Below are 20,179 nucleotides of genomic sequence, written 5' to 3'. Positions count from 1 at the left end.
GCTGGTAAAAAACCAGCCAATCCGTATAATACCGGCCGTTGATCGGCGTGTGGCGCAGCTTGGTAGCGCACTTCGTTCGGGACGAAGGGGTCGCAGGTTCGAATCCTGCCACGCCGACCATTTTCCCGCATCTCAGTCCCTTCTTTAACGACGAAATACTCCCCTTTAAGCGACTCTTTTCTTTCAATTGACATAAAGCTTTCACATTGGACATGTACAACGGTGCTCTCATCCCAACGGAGCAGCAGTAATGTCCGACCAATCCTCCCTTTTGGTAGAGAAGCTCTGGCGACTCAAACGTCGCATCGACAAGGGCCAGTGCCCGAGCGTCGACTTTGTCCATCTCAACGTCTTACTGAGAGAGCCCAACTACCGCAATGACGTTCTGATGCGTGTGGAAGCCAATGGCACGCCAGAGCTTCAGGCGCTGGCACGCGAGATCATGGCCAACGATGATGGCCGTCCGCTGATGGCCAAGTCCTCGAACCAGAAACTTCAGGCCAGTCCCGTCACGCCGCAAAAAAGACGCGGTTGGTTTGCCCGTCACGCGCTGGTACTGGTTCCCGTCATTGGCACGGTTGTCGCCACGGTCGCCGGTTTTACCGCATTTGAGAATCGCAACGTGCGTATCAGCGCCGACATTACCACAGACACCGTCTGGGAAAGCGGTCATCGATACACCCTTGAAAACACCGTGTTTGTGGAAGGCGCGAACCTGACCATTGAACCCGGCGTAACCATAGAGGGCGAACCCGGTTCCGCCCTGGTTGTCACGTCCAGTGCCAAACTGTTTGCCCGCGGCAGCCGTAACCAACCGGTGGTCTTTACCAGTAGCAAGGAACCCGGAGCACGGGCTCGCGGTGACTGGGGTGGCGTTGTGCTTCTTGGAAAGGCACCGGTGAACGAGCCGAACGCCCGCATTGAAGGCGTACCTGAAAACGACACCCGTGGGCAATTCGGTGGCAGCGACACGCAGCATAGTTGCGGCGTGGTGCAGTACACCCGCATTGAATTTGCCGGTTTCGAGGTCTATCAGAACAACGAGCTGAACGGCTTAACCCTGGGTGGCTGTGGCTCCAACACCATCATCCAGAACGTGCAGGTTCACCGTGCTCTGGACGACGGTATCGAAATGTTCGGTGGCACCGTCGACCTGAAAAACATCCTGGTGACCGGTGCTGCCGATGACAGCATCGACTGGGACTGGGGCTGGCGAGGCAGGGTACAGTTTGCCATTATTCAGCAGTACCGGGATGTCGGCGATAACGCCTTTGAGGGCGACAACAACGGTTCCAGCCACTCGGCCGTGCCACGGTCCGAACCCACATTCTACAACGTCACCCTTTATGGCAGCGGCCGTTCCGCCAAAGAACACCGCGCTATTATGCTAAGAGAGGGATCCGGCGGCCACTTCCACAATATGATCATCGACAGTTACGCCATTGAGGCCCTGGATACCAGGGATGAGGTCACCGCGCTGGTGGGCATGAATGCCCTGACGTTCAGCCACAACCTGCTTGCCAACAACGGTAGGTTAGGCAACCTCACCATTGTTAACGAAACCGATGATGACGATTTCGGCTTCAACGAAGAGCTGTGGATACGCAGCCCCGAACTGCAGAACACCGTTCAGGTTGAAACCGGCTTGCAACCCTCTGTCACCAGCGAGTCGTCGCCGCATTTCCGCCCCAGAAGCTCAGTGCGCGCCATGACTGCCAAGCGGCCTCCGAAAGCCGAATTCTTTGATGAGTCGGCGATGTACCAGGGCGCTGTTAACCCCAGGGCCACATCGACCTGGCTGGATGACTGGACGGCATTTCCGGAATCCTGACGAGCTTACCAATGCCTGGGAGGGTGGCTACCTCCACAAAGGAATGCAGAGGTCTGAACTTTTCTGTACCCTGCGCGGCTCTTCGCGAAAGGAACAACCATGACCTCCCAGACAAACTCCCTGGCTACCGATGAACGGCCGGGCGCTTTCTCCGATAGCGACCCGATCGTTCTGACGCTTACGATTGGCTTCATCCTGCTGTTCGTTGGTGCTTCCATTATTGACAGCAGCGCCGTCGCCACAGCGATTGGCGCCGGATTCACCTGGACGGCAAAGTACCTGGGGTCGTTCTTCCAACTACTCCTGCTGGCAACCTTTTTCATCGCACTTGGAACAGCGGTCAGCAAGGCCGGCAATGCACGGATTGGTGGCCTGGACCGGCCGGAAATCAGCCGTTTTCGCTGGCTTTCAATGATCATGTGTACATTGCTGGCCGGTGGAGGGGTGTTTTTCGCCGCCGGGGAACCGGTCTATCACTTTGTGGTAACACCACCGGCGTTTGATACCGAAGCCGGAACGGCTGCGGCCACCGCTCCCGCCATGGCGCAGTCGTTTACTCACTGGGGCTTCCTTGCCTGGGCCGTGCTCGGCTCGCTGACCGCACTGGTTCTCAGCAGGGCTCACTATGATCAGGGCAAACCGCTGCAGCCGCGAACCCTATTGTATCCGGTGTTTGGTGAGAACGCTGTTCAAGGCAAGCTGGGTGGGGTGATTGACGCCCTTTGCGTCATTGCCGTGGTGGCGGGAACCGTCGGCCCTATCGGTTTCCTGGCAACCCAGATGAGTTTCGGGCTGCACGAGCTGTTTGGCATCACCGATGGCTATGGCACCCAGCTCGCGGTACTGATCATTCTGGCCGGGGTGTACATGACCTCCGCCATGACCGGCCTGCACAAGGGTATTCAGTTGCTCAGCCGGTTCAACGTGCTCCTCGCCCTGGCCATCGCCGCGGTGATTTTCCTGTTCGGTCCCACACTGTTTCTGGCCAACACCTTTACCCAGTCATTCGGCGAGTACCTGACGTCTTTCATGGCAATGTCGACGATGACCGCTGAAACGGCGCCGGACTGGTGGATGAAATGGTGGACGGTGTTTTTCTTCGCCTGGTTTATTGGTTACACGCCTTTGATGGCAGTGTTTGTGTCGCGAATTTCCCGCGGACGCACGGTTCGTGAAATGATCCTCGCGGTTGCCGTATTGGCACCTATTGCCACCACAATCTGGTTTACGCTGCTGGGTGGCTCGGGGATCTATCACCAGCTGGCCGGCACCTTTGACCTGACCGAAGCGTTGAACAATTTCCGTTTTGACGTCGCCACACTGACCGTGGCCCAGGCGCTGCCAGGAGGCACCTGGATGGCCGCCGCGATACTGCTGCTCACCACCATTTTTGTCGCCACCACCGGCGACTCCATGAGCTATTCCATTGCCATGGTGGGTGCGGGCCATGATGAGCCAAATCCTTGGATCCGGGTATTCTGGGGCGGTGCTATGGCGATGATGGCCGCCATTCTGCTGTATATGGGTTCAGGGCAGATTGGCGTGCTTCAGCAGTTCATTGTGATAACCGCCATACCGGTCTCCTTTGTCATACTGCCATCGCTATGGACAGGGCCGAAAGCGGCTATGGCCATGGCCCGTGATCAGGGGCTTGCCTGACCATCATCACCAGTTCGATGCTGCTGTTCCCAGAGCCTGGCGTAATGCCCCTTCTGGCCCAGCAGCTCGACGTGGTTGCCACTCTCGACAATGCAGCCGCCGTCCATCACCAGAATGGTATCCGCATCGCGCGTCGTCGACAGCCGATGAGCGATAACCAGGGAGGTGCGCTGGCGGCTGACTTCCTTCAAGGCCCCCAGAATCGCCTGTTCAGACAGCGAATCCAGAGAAGATGTGGCTTCGTCCAGAATCAATAACGGTGGGTTCTTGAGAAGTACCCGGGCAATGGCGACCCGCTGTTTCTCGCCGCCGGAAAGTTTAAGCCCCCGCTCACCAACCTGTGTGTTATAGCCATCGGGCAGGCTGTGGATAAACTGTTCCAGGTGCGCCATTCGGGCTGCCCGGTACACCTCTTCCTCGCTGGCATCAGGCCGACCGTAAGCCAGGTTCCGAAAAAGCGTGTCGTTGAACAGCACCGTATCCTGGGGCACCACGCCAATGGCGGAACGCAGGCTGTCCTGGGTGACCTCACGGATATCCTGACCATCGATGGTGATACTGCCCCGGTTCACATCGTAAAACCGGAAAAGCAGGCGGGCGAGGGTCGATTTCCCCGCGCCGCTGGCGCCCACGACGGCTACGGTATGCCCAGCGGGAATAGAGAAACTCACGTTCCGGAGGATCTGACGGTTGGGGCGATAACCAAAGTGAACCTGGTCGAAACAAACCTCGCCTTTTTCCACCACCAACGCTTTGGCGTTCGGCGCGTCCTCAATGACCGGTTCGTCGCCGAGCAACCCGAACAACCGTTCCACATTCACCAGCGCCTGGCGGATCTCCCGATACACGAACCCCAGTGCATTGAGCGGTATAAACAGCTGTAACAGGTAGGCATTAATCATGGTGAAATCCCCCAGGGTGATCTCACCACTGGCGACTTCCTGCACTGCCATGGCCATGATGACGATCATCGCCACACCGATGATCAGGGCCTGGCCCGAGTTCAGGGCGGCCAGCGACAGCCGGTTTTTGAGCCGTGCCTGTTCCCAGTCATCCAGGTCCTTGTCGTAGAGCTCTGCCTCGAAGCGTTCGTTATTGAAATACTTTACGGTCTCGTAGTTGAGCAGGCTGTCGACTGCGCGGGAATTGGACTGGTTGTCCCGGGCATTGGCTTCGCGCACGTATTTCGTGCGCCACTCGGTCACCTTGATGGAAAACACCACATACACCACCACCGCTACCAGGATCGCCAGCACATAGCCCACGTTGAACACCACGAAGAGAATACCGGCCACCATCAGGATTTCGAGGAGGGTGGGGACAATGTTGAAGAGGGTGAAACGCAGCAGGAAGCTAATGCCGTTGGTGCCCCGTTCAATGTCCCGGGCCAGTCCGCCGGTTTTCCGGTCCAGGTGAAAGGACAGCTCCCGGTTGTGCAGATGTTCGAAAACCCTCAGTGACACTCGTCGCATGGCCCGTTCCGCGACTCGGGCGAACACCGCGTCCCGCAATTCGCTGAACAGGGTGCTGCCAAATCGGAGCAGGCCGTAGGCGACGACCAGTATGACCGGTATCCACAGCAGTACCTCGCCGCCCTGATTTTCGTCCAGGTAGTCGACGATGTATTTCAAGGCGACCGGTGTGGCGACCGTGGCCAGTTTGGAGAAGATCAGGAACCCCAGTGCCAGCATGACTCGACCACGGAATTCCGCCAGATAGGGCCATAGGCCGGCGATGACTTTCCAGTCGGGTTTGTGGTTGGCGGGGTACTCGTTGTCAGCGTAGGCGCGCACTCGGGTTTCCCTTCAATCACGGAGTAGTCGAGCGCACGAGATGGGACTTGTCTGCCAGGACACGCTGTAGATACGTCCCTGTACGCTCGACAAAAGCCATCCATGGCTTTTGACGGTCCTGGCAGACAAGTCCCACCCCGCACGCTCTTACGTAGCTGTATGATAGGTTCTAATACGAGTAAAAACCGTATTGTTATCGGAGTTTACAGTACCCCTTATCCTGGAGGCACACCATCAACACCCGTCATCGGAAGGCTCTGAAACTGGTTGTCGATTTTATCAGCCCTTACAAAAGGGCTGTTACCGGCGCTCTCGTGGCTCTGGTTATTACAGCCGGCATCACACTTGCCCTGGGTCAGGGCTTACGGATTCTGGTGGACCAGGGCCTTGCCACCCAGTCTCCCGCGATGTTGTCCAAAGCAGTCGGTCTGTTTTTTGTGCTGGTGATCGGACTGGCTATCGGCTCCTTTGCCCGCTTTTATCTTGTGTCCTGGATTGGCGAAAGGGTGGTGGCGGATATTCGAAAGCAGGTGTTTAACCATCTGATCGACCTTCACCCTGGTTTCTACGAGAAAAACCGAAGCCTGGAAATACAGTCGCGGTTTACCGCTGATACAACAGTGCTGCAATCCGTCATCGGCTCCACGGTCTCCATCGCGCTGCGCAACACCCTGATGCTGGTGGGCGGTCTGATCCTGCTCTTCATAACCAATGCCAAACTTGCCGGTATCATCATCCTCGGCTTCCCACTGGTGATCATTCCCATCCTGATCTATGGTCGCCGTGTGCGGCAGCTGTCCAGGCTGAGCCAGGACCGGGTCGCGGAAGTGGGCAGCTACGTGGGGGAGAACCTCACCCAGATCAAGACGGTGCAGGCGTTCAACCATCAGCCTCATGACCGCCGGTTTTTCTCACAGGTGGCGGAAAATGCCTTCGAGATTGCCCGTGTGAGGATTCGCCAGCGGGCCTGGCTGACCACCATCGCCATTACCCTGGTTATGGGTGCCATTGGCGTGGTGATCTGGATTGGCGGGCTGGATGTGATCTCAGGTCGTACCAGCCCGGGCGAGCTGGCGGCATTTGTATTCTACAGCCTGTTGGTGGGACTGGCCGCCGGCGCCATCAGTGAAGTGATTGGTGAGTTGCAGCGCGCAGCCGGGGCAGCGGCGCGGATTTTCGAGCTGCTGCAGACACCCAGTGAAATCCTCAGTGGGGCAAACGCCACCCAGGCTCTGCCCGACCCCCTTCGCGGCGACATCGAGATCAGCAATCTGACCTTTTCCTATCCGGCCCGTCGCGATATCGAGGTTCTGCAAAGCCTTTCACTTCACATCCAGGCAGGCGAAACCGTGGCCCTGGTTGGTCCCTCCGGGGCTGGAAAGTCTACGTTGTTCGATCTGCTCTTGAGGTTCTATGACCCCGACACGGGGCGGATTCTTATCGACGGCGTTGACAGTCGTAAGTTAGCGCTTACAGACCTGCGCCAATGCTTTGCGCTGGTGCCACAGAACCCCGCGCTGTTTCACGGCACCATTGCCGATAACATCCGCTACGCTCGACCGGAGGCCAGCGACACTGCCATGGTGGAGGCCGCCAGGATTGCCCATGCCGATGAGTTTATCCGCAAACTGCCAAAAGGCTATGAAACGCCACTGGGCGATACGGGTCTCGGGCTATCGGGGGGGCAGAAGCAGCGGCTGGCGATTGCCCGCGCACTGCTTGCGGATGCGCCTATACTGTTATTGGATGAGGCGACCAGCGCACTGGATGCAGAAAGCGAACACCTGATCCAGCAAGCCATGCCGGGACTGATGTCCAACCGCACGACATTGGTCATCGCACACCGGTTGGCCACCGTCAGGCACGCCGATCGTATCATTGTGATGGACGCCGGAATTATTCAGGATATCGGCAACCACGATGAACTTGTCGAACGGAATCCGCTGTACCGGAGACTTGCGGAACTTCAGTTCCGGGAGGACATTGGCGGCCGCAGTACGTAGAAACAACAGGGCCGGGTTTTCAAACCGGGCCATCATTTCGTGTATGCTGACAGTACCAAACCGAATTCGAGGAGAGGCAAAGTGACGAACAAAGAATTGCAGGCACTCAAAGAACGTTATGTCGCGGCCGGTGCTGCCAGCCCCAACGAGCAGTTTGCCGACCATGCGACCAATGCCGAGCTCTGGGATGCCGATGGCAAGCGTATGATCGACTTCGCCGGCGGCATTGGTGTACTGAATATCGGCCATCGTCACCCCAAAGTGGTTGAAGCGGTGAAGGCGCAGTTGGACAAGCTGATGCACACCTGCCAGACCGTCATGCCCTATGAGGGCTATGTGAAGCTGGCGCAGAAGCTCAGTGAAGTGGTTCCGGTAAAGGGCCACGCCAAGGTCATGCTGGCCAACTCCGGCGCAGAAGCCCTGGAAAACGCCATGAAGATCGCCCGCGCGGCGACCGGCAAAACCAATGTGATCTGCTTTGACGGCGGTTATCACGGCCGTACCTTCTACACCATGGCCATGAACGGCAAAGCCGCTCCTTATCAGACCGATTTCGGCCCAATGCCGGGCACCGTCTTTCGCGCCCCCTATCCGGTTCCCTATCACGGTGTCAGTGAGGATGAAGCGCTCCGTGGCCTGAAGATGGCCATGAAGGCCGATTCACCCGCCAGTGACACCGCCGCCATCGTGATTGAGCCGGTATTGGGTGAGGGTGGTTTCTACGCCGCACCAGCCAGCTTCCTCAAAGAGATCCGCAAGATCTGCGATGAGAACGGCATCCTGATGATCGCGGATGAGGTTCAGAGCGGCTTCGGCCGGACTGGCAAGATGTTCGCCATCGAACACAGCGGTGTTGAGCCCGACATGATGACCATGGCCAAGAGTATGGCCGATGGCATGCCGATCTCAGCCATTGTCGGTACCGACAAGGTTATGGACTCGTCCGGCCCGAACTCCCTCGGCGGCACCTACACTGGCAGCCCGACGGCCTGTGCGGCAGCCCTGGCAGTATTTGACGTGTTCAAGGAAGAAGACATTCTGGGCAAGAGTCAGCGCCTGGGTGACACCCTGCGCAAACGCTTTGATCAGTGGCAGGAACAGTTCCCCCACGTGGACAACGTGCGCAACCTCGGGCCCATGGCTGCGATTGAACTGGTCACCGACAAAACCAGCAAGGAACCGCGGGCAGACCTGGCGGCGGCCGTTACCAAGAAAGCCAAGGAAAACGGCCTGATCCTGCTGAGCTGCGGCATGTTCGGCAATACCTTGCGTTTCCTTATGCCGGTCACCATCGAGGACAATATTCTTGAGGAAGGCCTGGCGATCGTTGAGCAGGCACTGAAAGAGGTGGGCTAACACCTTCTGGCAGGGTCATTAACACACCTGCCGCTGTATACCGGAACGCTGGTCAGTGTGAAGCTGACCAGCGTTTTTTTTATGGGCTCTATCCGTTCTAGATCAACTTCCTGATTTCCTTCCACAAGCGCCGATAGGCATCGGCAGCTGCGGATGACCGATCCATCAGTTCCACCGGCTGGCCACTCTCACCCATCTTCTCCACCACACTGGCATTGGGAATCAGCGCGTTCAGCCCATTCTCGAGGCGCTGTTTGCGATGGATCACCATCTCGCGATGCAGATTCTTGCGGCGGTCGACGATGGAGAAAAACGGGTGCAGACGACCGGGTTTGAGTTTCTTGTCCTTGGCGAAGGACTGGAGCTGTTGCCAGCTATTCAGAGCGAGCCAGGTCGGAACCACCGGCACGAACACGCCATCGGCGGTTTTCAACACCTGCTCGGACAACCGCGACATCGAGGGCGGGCAATCCAGTACGACCAGGCTGGTTTCCTCCGATAGCGGCGCCAGCCAGTTTTTGAGGGTATTGGCGCTGTCGTCCTTATCCAGCCGGACATCAAGGTTGCGAAAACTGTTATGGGCCGGGATAAAATCGAGGTCAGGGTAGGCGCTGGCCCGAATGAATTTGCCGATGGGGGTCTTGCCATCCATCAGTGCAGCCAGTTTCCGACCCTTGATCTCGTCGGTTCCCGCCAGGTACCAGCTGGCCGCGCCCTGAGGGTCGAGATCCCATAGCAGGGTGGGAATGCCAGCCTGGCTGGCCAGGTAGGCAATGTTTACAGCCGCAGCGGTTTTACCGACACCGCCTTTAAGGCTGTAAAACGCAATGATCTTCATGCTTCCTCCTAAAGCCCCGTCAAAACACCGGCTGCAAGCTTAACCGATCCCACTGGCAGGCGTGTTTCAGTTTAGTGACACGTATTCAGAAGCTACGTAAATATTGCAACTCCTCCCCCTGACTACTCCCCGCAAACTGCCTGAAAGGATGTTTTGGCTAACGATTGAACACTTCATGTTGACGATGGACATCCACAACTGCCGTCAACAGCCGGCAGTGGCCATTGGATCGTCTCCACAACAAATACAAGACAGGAGCACACAATGATCTCCATACAACGCCTGGTAACCGGTGTCAGTCTCGGCCTGACACTTGCGTTGCCCATTAATACCGCCCACGCCGGTACCTTTGTCCATCTGTTCGAATGGAAGTGGAGCGATGTCGCCACTGAATGTGAACAGTTTCTTGGGCCCAAGGGTTACAGCGCCGTTCAGGTGTCACCGCCGCAGGAACACATTCAGGGCAGCGCCTGGTGGACGCGCTATCAACCGGTCAGCTACCAGCTCCAGAGCCGCAGTGGTAACGCCAACCAGTTCGCTAACATGGTTTCGCGCTGCAACGCGGCCGGAGTGGATGTTTACGTGGATGCAGTGATCAACCATACCGCCAATGGTACGGGAACCGGCACCGCCGGGTCCTATTACAGCAGCGATTCCCTGACCTATCCTATCTACAGTGGCAATGATTTCCACGCCGAATGCAGTATCAACGGCTCGGATTACAGTTCGGATGCCTGGCGCGTTCGCAATTGCCGACTCGTCGGCTTACCGGACCTGGATACCGGAAGCGGCTACGTGCGCGACACTCTGGCCGGCTATCTCAATCAGCTCACGTCGCTGGGTGTGAAGGGTATACGGGTGGATGCCGCCAAACATATGTCGCCCGGTGATATCGGCGCCGTCATCAATCAGGCCGGCGGCCCGCTGTACGTATTCCAGGAGGTGATCGACCTGGGTGGCGAAGCCGTCAGTGCCACTGAGTACACGGGTACGTCAGACGTCACCGAGTTCCGCTACAGCGCGTCCATCGGCAACGTCTTCAAGAACCAGCAACTGGCCAACCTCAACGCCTTTGGTGAGAGCTGGGGCTTCCTGTCCGGCGGTGATGCCGTTGTATTCACCGACAACCATGACAACCAACGTGGCCACGGTGCCGGTGGCAGCAATGTGTTGACCTACAAGGATGGTGATCTCTACAACCTGGCCAACGTGTTCATGCTGGGCTGGCCTTATGGCTACCCCAAGGTAATGTCGAGCTACGCATTTTCCAACGGTGACCAGGGCCCTCCAGCCCAAAACGTCTACCAGAACGGCGCTGCTCAGTGCGGGTCCGCCTGGGTATGCGAACATCGCTGGGACTCCATTGCCAACATGGTTGCCTTCCGAGCTGAGACCGACGGCCAGGGCGTGAACAGCTGGTGGGACAATGGCAATAACCAGATCGCCTTTAGTCGGGGCAATAAGGGGTTCGTCGCCATCAACCGTGAAGGCAGCACACTGTCACGGACTTTCAACACCGGGCTGGCCGATGGAAACTATCGCAATGTGGCTGGCAACGGTGCCTGCGTAACGGTGCAGAATGGCCAGGTGGCACTGACGGTACCGGCGATGGAGGCAGCGGCACTTCATAGCGGTGCCCCCTGTGACGGAAGCGATCCCAATCCGCCAACAGCAGGGACGGCATCCGTCACCTTCCAGTGCCAGAACGGCACTACCACCATGGGGCAAAGTGTGTACGTTACCGGCAACAACAATGCTTTGGGTAACTGGTCACCTGCCGATGCGGTAAAACTGGATCCAACAGCCTACCCAACCTGGAGTGGGTCGATCAATCTACCAGCGGAGACCTCCATCGAGTGGAAATGCCTGAAGCGCAGCGAAACCGATCCCAGCGCCCAGCAGCAGTGGCAGTCAGGGGATAATAACCTGGTACAGACCGCAGGTGAGGGCACCAGCAGTTCCACTTCCGGTTCTTTCTGAAGCGCATCTGCCACTACCACACCAACTGAAACGGCCCGCGTTAGCGGGCCGGTACCGCCGACCTCGGTTACTCACACTCACGGTTTCATCGTATACTGCCTGACGACTTTTTCGGTATGCTGGATTCCACCGGCATCACTTCCCCGAACGATCAGGCTGATTTATGACCGACCCGGAAATCCAATCTCCACCGACCCACAAGCCAAGGCCCTGGGTTGATCTACTCGTGAGTATCATCATTCCCTCCGTCATTCTGATGAAATTGAGCGGGGATGAATATTTGGGCAGTGTCATGGCCCTGGTCATCGGGCTTGCGTTCCCCCTTGGATGGGGACTGTTCGAGTTGGTGCGCTATCGCAAGTACAACTTTATTGCGGTGCTCGGCATTGTCAGCGTCGGTTTGACCGGCGGTATCGGCCTGATGGAGCTGGATGCCGGCTGGCTGGCGATCAAGGAAGCGGCTGTTCCCGCCGTCATCGGTATTGCCGTGCTTGTTTCAACCCGTACACGCTATCCGCTGGTTAGAACGCTGCTGTACAACCCGTCCGTGCTCAACGTGGACAAGATTCAGGCGGTGCTGAAAGAAAACGGAAGTGAGGAAGAGTTCGAGGCCCGCCTGCTCAAGGCCAGCTATTTCTTCAGCCTGACCTTTCTGTTCTCCTCCATCATGAATTTCGTGCTGGCCAAGTGGATTGTCACCAGCCCGTCCGGAACCCAGGCGTTCAATGAAGAACTGGGCAGGATGACCTTGGTGAGTTATCCCATGATCGCTATTCCCTCGATGATCATGATGATCGCCATTTTCTACTACCTCTGGCGTTCCATTCGCCGGCTCACCGGCTACACCCTTGAGGATGTTATGGCGCCGCACCTTGCGGCCCAGCACGACAACAAGTCGTCTGACACATCCACAGGTAACGGTAGCTGACGCCAGTCAGAAATACTGAATTCCTCTAAATAACTGAATTATAAATAAAAAAGGCGACCACCAGGTCGCCTTTTTCGTATCCCCGGATGACCCGGGTCCGATCAAAAACCCGCCGTGATCACACGTCCAGGTTGGTCACTTCAAGCGCATTACTCTGGATGAACAGGCGCCGTGGCTCGACGTCATCGCCCATCAGGGTGGTGAAGATCTGGTCCGCCGCAATGGCGTCCTCGATGGTGACCTTCATCATGCGACGAGTCTCCGGATCCATGGTGGTTTCCCATAACTGCTCCGGGTTCATCTCACCCAGCCCCTTATAGCGCTGGATGTTCAGGCCGCGTTGGGCTTCCTTCATCAGCCATTCCAGAGCGCCCTCGAATGACAGCACCGCCTGCTTGCGCTCGCCACGCTGGATATAAGCGCCGTCTTCGATCAAGCCGTCCAGTGTCTCACCCATCCTCGCGATGGCCGCGTAAGAGGACGACTCGAAGAACTCATGGCTGAACACGTGGTTATGGGGAATCCCGTGCACATAAATCACCACCTTCGGCAGGTAGAGATTGCGCTCGGTGTCCTTTTCCACCGAGAAGGTGTACTTGGTGCCGGTGCGAGTATCCAGCTGAAGGCCGTCACCCAGGCGAGCCACCCAACGAGCCACTTCTGCCTCTTCCTTCAGGTGTTCCGGCTTCAGGGTCACGTTATCCAGCATTTGTTGGAGTACCTTGGCCGGGTAGGCGCGGGACAGACGATCAATCATCGCCATCACCGCCTGGTAGTCCTTCACCATGGTTTCCAGAGCGGAATCCTTGATAGCCGGCGCTTCCGGATTGACATAGAGCTGGGCGCCTTCCAGGGCGGTCTGTGTCAGGTACGCTTCCTTGGCTTTCTCGTCTTTCAGGTACTGCTCCTGCTTGCCACGCTTGACCTTGTACAGCGGCGGCATGGCAATGAACACATGGCCACGCTCAATAATTTCACGCATCTGACGGAACAGGAAGGTGAGTAGCAGCGTACGGATGTGGGAACCGTCCACGTCCGCATCGGTCATGATAATCAGGGAGTGGTAGCGGAGTTTTTCCGGATTGAATTCCTCTCGCCCGATGCCGCAGCCCAGCGCAGTAATGAGCGTACCCACTTCCGCCGAGGACAACATCTTGTCGAAGCGGGCCTTCTCCACGTTCAGGATCTTACCCTTGAGTGGCAGGATGGCCTGTGTCTTCCGATCGCGCCCCTGTTTGGCACTACCACCGGCGGAATCACCCTCCACTATGAACAGTTCGGAAAGAGCGGGGTCTTTTTCCTGACAGTCCGCCAACTTGCCCGGCAGACCGGCAATGTCCAGCGCCCCCTTGCGGCGCGTCATGTCACGGGCCTTGCGGGCCGCTTCACGGGCGCGGGCCGCTTCAATCATCTTGTTGACGATCAGCTTGGCCTCGTTGGGCTGCTCCTGCAGGAAGTCCGCAAAGGATTGATACAACTCCTGCTCAACCGCGGTTTTGACCTCGGAAGAAACCAGCTTGTCCTTGGTCTGGGACGAGAACTTGGGGTCAGGAACCTTCACGCTGATAATAGCCGTCAGACCTTCCCGAGCGTCATCACCGGACGTGCTGACCTTGGCCTTTTTGCCCAGGCCTTCGTGCTCAATATAGTTGTTGAGCGAACGGGTCAGGGCCGCACGGAACCCAGCGAGGTGGGTACCACCGTCGCGCTGCGGGATGTTGTTGGTAAACGTATAGATATTTTCCTGGAAGGCATCGTTCCACTGCATGGCCACTTCCACCGCAATACCGTCTTCACGTTCCTTGATGAAATGAAACACGCGGTTGATCGGTGTCTTGTTGGAGTTCAGGTGCTCAACAAAGGCACGCAGGCCACCCTCGTATTCGAATACCTCTTCCTTGCCACTACGCTCATCCTGCAGGCGGATACGCACACCGCTGTTCAGGAACGCCAGCTCCCGCAGGCGTTTGGCCAAAATATCCCAGTGGAATTCAATGCTGGTAAACGTATCCGGGGATGGAATGAAGTGAACCTTCGTACCACTGGCGTCGGTGTCGCCAACCACATCGAGCGGCGCTTTTGGTACGCCGTTGTTGTAGGTTTGCTCGTAAACCTTGCCATCACGTCGAATGGTCAACGTAAGGGAGGAGGAGAGGGCGTTTACCACCGACACCCCAACACCGTGAAGCCCGCCTGAGACCTTGTAGCTGTTGTCATCAAACTTACCACCGGCATGGAGAACCGTCATGATAACTTCCGCAGCGGAGACACCTTCTTCCTTGTGAAGGTCGACCGGAATACCACGGCCGTTATCCCTGACCGTGACTGATTCGTCCGGATGGATGATCACCCCGATTTCAGAACAGTGCCCAGCCAACGCCTCGTCAATGGAGTTGTCCACCAACTCAAAGACCATGTGATGCAGGCCCGTGCCATCATCAGTGTCACCGATATACATGCCGGGCCGCTTCCGAACGGCATCCAGTCCTTTCAATACCTTGATGCTTGAGGAGTTGTAGTTCGATTCACTCATTAGGGTACTCCTGAAGGGTGATTTCCCGGCGTGAAGCCATTGCCGCTGTTATTTTAGAGCGATGAAAGTGGATCATCCGGGTTCCTGTTCTTCCGTCAATTTGCCATGTTCCACGTGGAACAATCTGTATTCCGGCATGGTGTGCCGCCATAATTCATCCGGCCTGGGCGCCTCTATCGATGTCACAAACACCTGACATCGTAATTCGTAGAGCTTTTGGGCAAGCATGGCCCTGTGGACGACATCCAGCTCTGCATTGATATCGTCCAGCAAAAAGGTAACCTGCTTTCCAAGATCGCTCAGCACCATGCCTTGTGCGATCTTCATCAAAATGACCAACGTCTTTTGCTGGCCCCGGGAGAAGGTCTCCGCCACCGGCCTTCCCTGGTATCGCAAGCGGATGTCAGCCCGATTGGGACCGTACAGGGTATGGCCCATTTTCTGTTCCTGCTCCCGGTGGGAACGTAGTACCTCGACCAGGGGTTGGCTGGCGTCCCAGCCAACGTAATAGTCCAGCTTGAGCCCATCAACCCAGGGGGCGTCTATCTCACCGAGTAAACTGTAAAAAGCCTTGGTAAAGAGCCGAAAGGTTTCGTTCCGGGCTTGCGTCAATCGCTCTGCCAACTCCGTGTACTGGGAATCCCAGACCTTCATCAGAGCGTCATCTATTCTACCATTTCTCAGGATCTGATTCCGCTGTGACGTCACTCTTTGACACTGCTGCCACAACGAAGCAAACGAAGGTTCCACGTGGAACACTGCCCAATCGAGAAACTGCCGGCGTTTTCCGGGTCCGCCGGCAACAATATCAAACACCCCCGGATCGATAACCGAGACGGGCAGATGCCGGGCAAGCGAAGACAGGTTACGAACTGCTTCCCCATCCACTCTAAGCGTGGTTTCTTTAGCGGTCACATCCCTGGAGATGCCCACACGATGGTTAAGCTCTCCAACCGATGATTGTTCCCCTCCCGACATTCCCTGATCCAGGCCACCGAACACCGTCAGTTTGTGTTGGCCGTGGCTAACCACCGCCTGATGTCTACTTACCCGGAATGAGCGGCCAAGCCCCAGGTAGCCAATGGCTTCCAGAACGCTGGTTTTTCCACTGCCGTTGGCGCCATATAACAAATTAATGGAAGGTGAGAAACTGACCGGCGCAGGCGAGAGATTGCGGAAATGTTCCGATTGAAGTTTAACAAGCGCCATAGGTCACGATAGGTTATTAACCAGCAGGAGACGGGGACAAAAAAGGCAGCGTGCCTTACCGACAACGCTGCCCCAGTGTACAAAACCTCGCGGGTGAACGCGATTAATGCAGCATGTTCAACCGCTCGTCCATGAAGACATCCATTTCCGGCGCCAGTATGTGAACGTAACGGTCGAAATACAGGAACTGTTTCAGCAAGAGCGCAAACTCTCTTGGAAAATGCAGCCCGTGGCCCTCACCAATCCGTACCATATCCATCAGGATGTTGTTCACGTCATCCTCAGCTTGTTCAGCCTGATACGGCACTTCATCCGGCACCATGGTGTCCATTTGCTGGTAAAGGCGCCGCAGGTCGGCTGCGAGTTCAGCCACCTGAACCTTTTGATGGGTGATACCGATACGAATCATCGCGTCGGCCATGCCTTCAAAATTGCCGACCATGACCGTTGAAATAAAATCGCTGACGGCCTGCCAGGTATCCGGACGGATGCGACCGACAATACCGAAATCAATAAAACCAACCCGGCCGTCTTTCAACACCATCAGATTGCCCGCATGAACATCGGCGTGGAAAAACTCACACTGGGTGAGGCTGGAAAACCAGGTGTTCATTGCCGTAATCAGCGTGCGCTCCGGATCCCGCGCGTAACCCCGGATGCTTTCAAGATCCGTCAGAGGTACACCGTGGAAACGCTCCATGGTAAGAATGCGACGAGTACTGCAGCTTTCGTAGACCCGTGGCACGGTAGCATCTTCATTGTGGGTGTTATGGAGAAATTCCCGGAACACCTTAAGGTTGTTCGCTTCCTTGATGAAGTCGCACTCCTCCAGCATGGTGCGCTGGATTTCCTCCACGATTCCGGACAACGAAGTCCAGGATAGTTTGGGCGCCAGAGTCTCCAGAATTTTCGCGGACAGGTACAGGAAATTGAGATCCGTCAGCAGAATGTTTTCCACACCCGGCTTTTGCACCTTGATCACCACATCCTCACCAGTAACCAGCTTTGCGGCGTGAACCTGTGCAATCGATGCCGACGCCAAAGCCACCGGGTCAATGTCAGAGTAAACGTCTTCGATTGGTCGGCCCAGTTCGTCCCGGATAATTTTCCGGATCACACTGAATGGCAGGCTTGGGGTACGGTCCAGACAGTATTGGAATTCCTCCACGTATTCCTTGGGGAAAAACGTGGGGGAGCTGGCAATAAACTGGCCGAGCTTGATGTAGGTGGCACCCAGGGATTCAAACGTCTGCCTGAGCAACCGCGGCGCGGGCGGTCGATCTCCCCGCACCCAATTCACTCCAGCGCGTCCCAACACCGATACAGTCTGACCGATTCGAAAGGCACCCTTGAGGCTGTTCGTCACCGTTCCCATCACTCTCTTCCTTACTGATCCGGTAAACATCTGGCGGCCACAACCAATCCGGCGGACCTACACTACAGCCGCATCGGCATGACGACATAGAGGCAGCGATTGTCATTCTCCGCCTCAATCAACGCACTGCTATTGGGATTCGCCAGGGTTATCTTGACCTGATCCTCATCCAGCGCGTTCATCACATCCACCAGGTAGCCTACATTAAAGCCAATCTGAAGTGATTCGCCCTGATACTCGACCGGCAGCGCGTCTTCGGCCTGTTCCTGATCCGGGTTGTTGGCAAATACCTGCAACTCGTTGGGCGCCAGGTTCAGGCGTACGCCACGGATGTTTTCATGGGATAGAATGCCGGCGCGCTGGAGTGTGTTCTTGAGGGTAGCGCGATCCGCCAGGACAACTTTATCCCCACCGCGGGGAATGACCCGGTTATAGTCCGGGAACTTGCCTTCGATCAACTTCGAGGTAAAGGTATAAGAGCCTACCGTCGCGCGCAGATGATTGTCTCCGATCACCAGGGTCACCGGGGTTTCCACATCATCCAGCAAGCGCGCCAGTTCCAGCACACCCTTACGCGGCACAATCACCTGGCGGGGTTCCGGGCAGCCGGTGGGCAAATCAAAATGCGACATGGCCAGGCGATGGCCATCAGTAGCCACAGTGCGAACGTGATCCTTGTCGACTTCCAGCAACAGCCCGTTCAGGTAATAGCGAACATCCTGTTGAGCCATTGCAAAAGCAGTGGCGTCGAACATTCGGCTGAGTTCTTTCTGGGGCAGTTCCAGGCCGAAACTTTCCGCATCATCCTCAACGTTGGGAAAATGCTCCGCCGGCAAGGTCGACAGCGTAAAGTGGCTGGCGCCACAACGCAGATGCAGGCGGTCGCCCTCCAACGCCAACTCGATAGGCGCCTCATCACCCAACGCCCGGCATATATCAGACAGTTTCCGCGCCGGAACTGTAATGCGGCCTGGCTGGTCAACGTGCACCGGTGACACCCGGCCCACCAGTTCCACTTCCATATTGGTACCAGTCAGCGTAAGGGTATTATCCTCGGCCACCAGCAACACGTTGGAGAGAACGGGCATTGTCTGTTTTCGCTCCACCACACCGGCAATGGACTGAAGGGGGGTGAGCAGAGATTCTCGGCTGATCGTCAGTTTCATGGCACTCAGCATTCTTTTATTGGAAGGTGAATGTGTATTGGCTGCCGCTAACCCGGTCAGGTTGTCAGTAGCCGCATAAAGTTCTGATAATCCTCTCGGATGCCAGGATCCGTTTCCTGCAGCTCTACAATCTTTTTGCAGGCATGCAATACCGTGGTGTGATCACGGCCACCAAACGCATCGCCAATTTCCGGCAGGCTGTGATTGGTCAATTCCTTGGCCAGGGACATGGCAACCTGTCTTGGCCGGGTCACAGTGCGGGTACGCCGTTTTGACAACAAATCGGCCACCTTGATCTTGTAGTACTCCGCCACCGTGCGCTGGATATTATCGATGCTGACCTGCTTTTCATGCAGCGCCAACAGATCCTTGAGGCTTTCCCGGATAAACGGCGGGGTGATCTCCGAACCAGTGAAGTGAGCATTCGCTATCACTAGGCGCAGCGCCCCTTCTAGTTCACGAACGTTCGATCGAATTTTTTGCGCGATAAAAAACGCCGCCTCGCTGCTGAGTTTGACGTTCACCTGCTCCGCCTTTTTCATCAGGATGGCGACCCTGGTCTCCAGCTCCGGTGGCTCTACCATCACGGTCAGGCCCCAGCCGAAACGGGATTTAAGGCGCTCTTCCATATCCACAATTTCTTTCGGAAAGCGGTCACAGGTCACAATAACCTGTTGTCCGCCTTCCAGTAACGCATTGAAAGTATGGAAAAATTCTTCCTGGGAGCGCTCCTTGCGGGCGAAAAACTGAATATCGTCTATCAACAATGCGTCCACAGAACGGTAATAGCGCTTGAACTCATTGATGGCGTTTAACTGAAGTGCCTTCACCATATCCGCCACAAAACGCTCGGAGCGAAGATAGGCCACCTTGGCTCTCGGGTTGCGCCGTACAATGTCATTACCAATGGCATGCATCAGGTGGGTCTTACCCAGACCCACACCACCATACAAAAACAGTGGGTTATAAGCTCCACCAGGGTTCTCCGCCACCTGCATCGAGGCCGCCCGGGCCAACTGGTTCGATTTACCCTCCACAAACGTGTCAAAGGTAAAGCCTTCGTTCAGGAAACTCTGGTGCTTGATGTCACCCTCAACCTGAACCGAACGTCGTTCGCTGGTGCTCTTGGCCTTCACCGAAGGCGTGGTCACTGTGGCCGCAACGCCTTTCTCTTCTTCCGTTATCCGGCTGCCCGCTTCCTCCTGTTCGGCGGCCACACCACTGACCGCGTTCTCGGAACGGACCACCAGGTCAGATGACCGTGGCGCGGAACCCACCTTCATATCAATCCGAGGTGCCTGGCCACCGTGCAGATCCTTCAGGACTTCTTCAATTCTTCTGAGGTATTTTTCGTTCACCCAGTCCATGACGAACCGATTGGGTGCGAACAGCATCAACTGACCCTCGCGGTGATCCGACTGCAAGGGTCTAAGCCAGGTGTTGAATTGCTGGGCGGGAAACTCGTCCCGGAGTACTTCCAGACACTGATGCCATATGTTGTTCGGCAC

General features: G+C 56.6%; 13 protein-coding genes and 1 tRNA gene. 7 read left to right on the top strand and 7 right to left on the bottom strand.

All coding sequences use genetic code 11. From position 1 onward, the window contains the following. Nucleotides 1-43 precede the first annotated feature (43 nt). From AAGD24_RS00070 to AAGD24_RS00060, 3 genes are all read left to right on the top strand, one after another. A tRNA-Pro gene (locus AAGD24_RS00070) sits at nt 44-120 on the top strand. Between the two features lie 130 nt (nt 121-250). Next, nucleotides 251-1,831 (top strand): hypothetical protein, encoded by a 1,581-nt coding sequence (locus AAGD24_RS00065; RefSeq protein ID WP_075196398.1) that lies wholly within the window; start codon nt 251-253, stop codon nt 1,829-1,831. Nucleotides 1,832-1,930: 99 nt separating this feature from the next. Then, nucleotides 1,931-3,490, top strand: coding sequence for a BCCT family transporter (locus tag AAGD24_RS00060; protein ID WP_379866156.1), 1,560 nt, complete (start codon nt 1,931-1,933; stop codon nt 3,488-3,490). On the opposite strand, the gene AAGD24_RS00055 is transcribed toward AAGD24_RS00060, so the two are convergent. After that, complete coding sequence (locus tag AAGD24_RS00055) at nt 3,475-5,283, bottom strand: ABC transporter ATP-binding protein/permease (protein ID WP_228210632.1); 1,809 nt, start codon at nt 5,281-5,283, stop codon at nt 3,475-3,477. The genes AAGD24_RS00060 and AAGD24_RS00055 overlap by 16 nt on opposite strands. A gap of 257 nt (nt 5,284-5,540) precedes the next feature. On the opposite strand from AAGD24_RS00055, the gene AAGD24_RS00050 reads away from it, so the two are divergent. Continuing rightward, nucleotides 5,541-7,286 (top strand): ABC transporter transmembrane domain-containing protein, encoded by a 1,746-nt coding sequence (locus AAGD24_RS00050; RefSeq protein ID WP_041332720.1) that lies wholly within the window; start codon nt 5,541-5,543, stop codon nt 7,284-7,286. An 81-nt stretch (nt 7,287-7,367) separates the two neighbouring features. Next, the gene (gene gabT, locus AAGD24_RS00045) at nt 7,368-8,642 is read left to right on the top strand and encodes a 4-aminobutyrate--2-oxoglutarate transaminase (RefSeq protein WP_379866154.1); all 1,275 of its coding nucleotides are present in this window, start codon (nt 7,368-7,370) and stop codon (nt 8,640-8,642) included. Between the two features lie 97 nt (nt 8,643-8,739). On the opposite strand, the gene AAGD24_RS00040 is transcribed toward gabT, so the two are convergent. Continuing rightward, nucleotides 8,740-9,480 (bottom strand): ParA family protein, encoded by a 741-nt coding sequence (locus AAGD24_RS00040; RefSeq protein WP_075196401.1) that lies wholly within the window; start codon nt 9,478-9,480, stop codon nt 8,740-8,742. 264 nt (nt 9,481-9,744) lie between these two features. On the opposite strand from AAGD24_RS00040, the gene AAGD24_RS00035 reads away from it, so the two are divergent. After that, entirely contained in the window at nt 9,745-11,460 is a 1,716-nt protein-coding gene (locus AAGD24_RS00035) for a carbohydrate-binding module family 20 domain-containing protein (protein WP_379866152.1), read from the top strand. Nucleotides 11,461-11,623: 163 nt separating this feature from the next. Then, on the top strand, nt 11,624-12,388 hold the full coding sequence (locus tag AAGD24_RS00030) for a VC0807 family protein (protein WP_075196403.1): 765 nt from the start codon (nt 11,624-11,626) through the stop codon (nt 12,386-12,388). A 118-nt stretch (nt 12,389-12,506) separates the two neighbouring features. On the opposite strand, the gene gyrB is transcribed toward AAGD24_RS00030, so the two are convergent. The 5 genes from gyrB to dnaA all read right to left on the bottom strand — a co-directional run bounded on the left by gyrB (nt 12,507) and on the right by dnaA (nt 20,179). Next, complete coding sequence (gene gyrB, locus AAGD24_RS00025) at nt 12,507-14,921, bottom strand: DNA topoisomerase (ATP-hydrolyzing) subunit B (protein WP_036211765.1); 2,415 nt, start codon at nt 14,919-14,921, stop codon at nt 12,507-12,509. Nucleotides 14,922-14,993: 72 nt separating this feature from the next. Then, nucleotides 14,994-16,130 carry a DNA replication/repair protein RecF gene (recF, locus tag AAGD24_RS00020; RefSeq protein WP_036211762.1) on the bottom strand — a complete coding sequence of 379 codons (1,137 nt, stop codon included), beginning with the start codon at nt 16,128-16,130 and terminating at the stop codon, nt 14,994-14,996. A gap of 103 nt (nt 16,131-16,233) precedes the next feature. Then, on the bottom strand, nt 16,234-17,505 hold the full coding sequence (locus AAGD24_RS00015) for an AarF/ABC1/UbiB kinase family protein (RefSeq protein ID WP_036211759.1): 1,272 nt from the start codon (nt 17,503-17,505) through the stop codon (nt 16,234-16,236). Nucleotides 17,506-17,567: 62 nt separating this feature from the next. Continuing rightward, entirely contained in the window at nt 17,568-18,671 is a 1,104-nt protein-coding gene (dnaN, locus tag AAGD24_RS00010; RefSeq protein ID WP_379866149.1) for a DNA polymerase III subunit beta, read from the bottom strand. A 56-nt stretch (nt 18,672-18,727) separates the two neighbouring features. Further along, nucleotides 18,728-20,179 carry a chromosomal replication initiator protein DnaA gene (dnaA, locus tag AAGD24_RS00005; RefSeq protein ID WP_379866147.1) on the bottom strand — a complete coding sequence of 484 codons (1,452 nt, stop codon included), beginning with the start codon at nt 20,177-20,179 and terminating at the stop codon, nt 18,728-18,730.

The sequence above is a fragment of the Marinobacter sp. M5B genome (assembly GCF_042604615.1).
Classification (GTDB): Bacteria; Pseudomonadota; Gammaproteobacteria; order Pseudomonadales; family Oleiphilaceae; genus Marinobacter; species Marinobacter salarius.
The sequence above is the reverse complement of the archived record's forward strand: the minus strand, read 5'-3'. Positions and strand labels throughout refer to the sequence as shown.

Excerpts from the sequence above, each read along its gene's own strand:
- AAGD24_RS00015 (WP_036211759.1), bottom strand. The coding sequence starts at position 17,505 with ATGGGAACGGTGACGAACAGCCTCAAGGGTGCCTTTCGAATCGGTCAG.
- dnaN (WP_379866149.1), bottom strand. The coding sequence starts at position 18,671 with ATGAAACTGACGATCAGCCGAGAATCTCTGCTCACCCCCCTTCAGTCC.
- AAGD24_RS00065 (WP_075196398.1), top strand. The coding sequence starts at position 251 with ATGTCCGACCAATCCTCCCTTTTGGTAGAGAAGCTCTGGCGACTCAAA.
- AAGD24_RS00035 (WP_379866152.1), top strand. The coding sequence starts at position 9,745 with ATGATCTCCATACAACGCCTGGTAACCGGTGTCAGTCTCGGCCTGACA.
- gyrB (WP_036211765.1), bottom strand. The coding sequence starts at position 14,921 with ATGAGTGAATCGAACTACAACTCCTCAAGCATCAAGGTATTGAAAGGA.
- AAGD24_RS00030 (WP_075196403.1), top strand. The coding sequence starts at position 11,624 with ATGACCGACCCGGAAATCCAATCTCCACCGACCCACAAGCCAAGGCCC.
- AAGD24_RS00060 (WP_379866156.1), top strand. The coding sequence starts at position 1,931 with ATGACCTCCCAGACAAACTCCCTGGCTACCGATGAACGGCCGGGCGCT.
- AAGD24_RS00040 (WP_075196401.1), bottom strand. The coding sequence starts at position 9,480 with ATGAAGATCATTGCGTTTTACAGCCTTAAAGGCGGTGTCGGTAAAACC.
- recF (WP_036211762.1), bottom strand. The coding sequence starts at position 16,130 with ATGGCGCTTGTTAAACTTCAATCGGAACATTTCCGCAATCTCTCGCCT.